General features: G+C 74.5%; 2 protein-coding genes. One reads left to right on the top strand and one right to left on the bottom strand.

Annotated elements, in window-relative coordinates; all coding sequences use genetic code 11:
• Positions 1-2,733 (top strand): WD40 repeat domain-containing protein (locus CCN51_RS50075; protein WP_086861160.1); only part of this gene is annotated, 2,733 nt, incomplete at its 5' end.
• A gap of 28 nt (positions 2,734-2,761) precedes the next feature.
• On the opposite strand, the gene CCN51_RS50070 is transcribed toward CCN51_RS50075, so the two are convergent.
• The coding region (locus tag CCN51_RS50070) for a dehydrogenase family protein (RefSeq protein ID WP_483883482.1) at positions 2,762-3,272 on the bottom strand (511 nt) is incomplete at its 5' end.

Here is a 3,272-nt window from a genome sequence, read left to right as displayed (position 1 = left end):
CTGCTGGAGACCTGGCGCCGCCGCCGTGGCCGCGCGCTGACCATGGCCGCGTACGAGGCGACCGGCGGCATCCACGGCGCGGTCGCCCAGACCGCCGAGGACCTGTACACCCGGCTGCCGTCCGACCAGGCACAGGCCGCCCGGCGGATCCTGCTGCGGCTGGTCACCCCGGGCGAGGGGGCGCCCGACACCCGCCGCCCGGCGGACCGCGCCGAACTCCGGGCCGACGGGCCCGGTGAGGCGGCCACGGTGCTGGAGCGGCTGGCCCGCGCGCGCCTGATCACCCTCGACGACGAGGTGGCGGGCCTCGCGCACGAGGCGCTGATCACCGCCTGGCCCCGGCTGCGCGACTGGATCGACGATGACCGCCGCCTGCTGCGCGTCCACCGTCAGCTGACCGAGGCCGCCACCGGGTGGGAGCGGCTTGGCCGGGATCCCGGGGCGCTCTACCGGGGCGTACGGCTGGCGGAGGCGGACGAGGCGTTCGGCCCGCCCGAGCGGGCCGCGGACCTCATCCCGGTCGAGGAGGCGTTCCTCACCGAGAGCCGGGCGGGGCTGCGCAAGGAGCGGCGTCGGCTGCGCCAGGTTCTGACCGCGGTCTCCGTGGCGCTGTGCCTGGCTCTGGTCGCCGCCGGCGTCGCTTTCTGGCAGCGGAACACGGCCATCGACGCGCAGGACAGAGCGGTCACCGCACAACAGGTGGCACAGTCGCGGCAACTGGCCGCCCAGTCCGCTGCCTTGTTGGACAGCGATCCGGACGTGGCCTCCCTGCTGGCGGTCCAGGCTTACCGGACCCGGAGCACCAAGGAATCCACCAACAGCCTGTACGCCGCTGCCGCGCTGCCGCTGCGGAAGCGGCTGAGCGGCCACGCCGACGTGGTGCGGTCGGTGGCGTTCAGCCCCGACGGCCGCACACTGGCCACGGGCGGTGCGGATGGCGCGGTGCGGTTGTGGGAGGCGACCACCGGTGAGTCGCGGTCCACCCTGACCCGCCGCGCCGGTCAGGTGGACGCGCTGGCGTTCAGTCCCGACGGCCGCACGCTGGCCACGGGCGGTGCGGATGGCAGGGTGCGGTTGTGGGAGGCGGCCACCGGTGAGCCGCGGGACACCCTGGCCGGTCACACCGGCCGGGTGGAGGCGCTGGCGTTCGGTCCCGACGGCCGCACGCTTGCCAGCGGCAGCAGCTTCGACGACACCGTACGCCTGTGGGACGTCTCCGCCGGGCGCCCGCGTACCACCCTCACCGGCGAGGCCGGGAACATCAGGTCGCTGGCGTTCAGCCCGGACGGCCGTACGCTCGCCGGCGGCAGCAGCGACGGGCCCGTACGCCTGTGGGACGCGGCCACCGGCCGCACTCGTGACACGCTCACCGGGCACACCCGCGTCGTCGGTCTGGTCGCGTTCAGCGCGGACGGCCGTACGCTCGCCACCAGCAGCTACGACGGAACGGCGCGCCTGTGGGACGTGGCCAAGGGCACCACCCGCAGGACCTTCGGCGACCACACCGGGCGGGTCTGGGCGGGCGCGCTCAGCCCCGACGGCCGCACCCTCGCCACCAGCGACGGACGGCAGACCGTCCGGCTCTGGGACACCTCCACCGGCCGCGTCCGGACCACCCTCACCGGCCACACCGACTATGTGCTGTCGATCGCGTTCAGCCCGGACGGCCGCGCCCTGGCCACCGGCGGCCTCGACCGCACCGTACGGCTGTGGGACCTGGCCAGGGGGCAGACCCGGCTCACCTTCGGCGGCCACACAGACGGCGTCTGGGCGGCATCGCTCAGCCCCGACGGCCGCACCCTGGCCACCACGGACCGCGGCGGACCGGCCCGCCTGTGGGACACGAGGACCGGCGAGTCCCGCACGGTGCCGGTCAGCGGCGACCCGGGTGAGGCGGAATCGGTGGCCTTCGCGCCGGACGGCCGGACACTGGCCATCGGGACCAGCGACGGACGGGTGCAGTTCCATGATCTGCGTTCCGGCGAGATCATCGAGCGGTACGCCGACCACATCCGCCACAACGTCGACGTGCTGGCGTTCAGCCCGGATGGCCGCCTGCTGGCCGTCGGAAGCGACGAGGCGGAAGACGTACAGGTGTGGGACACGGCCTCGGGCCGCGTGCGAACCACCCTCGCCGCGTCCAGGCTCGGGGTCAACGCGCTCGCGTTCAGCCCGGACAGCCGGACCCTGGCCATCAGCGGGATCCGGACGGCCGACCGAGTCCAGCTGTGGGACCTGAAGAGGGGCAGGCCCCGGATCACCCTCGACACCAGCCGCACCGGAGCGGTGGCGTTCAGCCCGGACGGCCGGACGCTCGCCACCGGAGGTTCCGATGGCACGGCCCGGCTGTGGAACACCGCGGACGGCGGCCGGCGCGCGGCCTTGACCGGCCACATCGACGCGGCCACGTCCGTCGCCTTCAGCCCGGACGGGCGCTCTCTCGCCGTCGGCAGCTACGAGGGCGGCGTGCGCGTATGGGATGTGGCCGGGAGCCGGATGAGGGTCGCCCTCACCGGCCACACCGGCGCCGTGAAGGCGGTGGCGTTCAGCCGTGACGGCCGGGCGCTCGCCACGGGCAGTCTGGACGGCACGGCCCGGCTGTGGAACGTCTTCCTGCCCGGTCCCCAGGAGGCGATCAGCGGCATCTGCGGGGCCGTCCACCGGGACCTCACCCGGCGGGAGCGCTCGAGCTATCTGCCGGACGAGCCGTCGGGCCGGGTGTGCCCGGTGTGAGGTTCGGCGTGGTCGGGGTGGCCGGGGGCTAGATCACACCCTGCTCGGCCATGGCCTCCGCCACCCGCAGATATCCGGCGACGTTCGCGCCCAGGACGTAGTCGTCGGGGGCCCCGTACTCCTCGGCGGTGGCCCGGCACAGCGCGTGGACGTCGGTCATGACGGCGGCGAGACGGGCCTCGGTCTGCTCGAAGGTCCACCGGTCGCGGGCGGCGTTCTGCCGCATCTCCAGCGCGGAGGTGGCCACTCCGCCGGCGTTGGCGGCCTTGCCGGGGCCGAAGAGCACCCCGGCCTCCCGCAGCACCTCGACGGCCGCCGGGGTGCAGGGCATGTTCGCGCCCTCGGCCACGGCCAGTACGCCGTTCTTCACCAGCGCGACCGCGTGCTCCTCGGTCAGCTCGTTCTGGGTGGCGCAGGGCAGGGCGATATCGCAGTCCACCTCGAACACCGAGCCCCGGTCGGAGAACACCGCATCCGGCCTGGCCCGGGCGTAGTCGCCGATCCGCGCCCGGCGGGCCTCCTTGACCTCCTTGAGCAGG

Source organism: Streptomyces milbemycinicus, from assembly GCF_002154605.1.
GTDB classification, from domain to species: Bacteria; Actinomycetota; Actinomycetes; order Streptomycetales; family Streptomycetaceae; genus Streptomyces; species Streptomyces milbemycinicus.
This window is presented reverse-complemented; position numbering and strand designations above follow the sequence as displayed.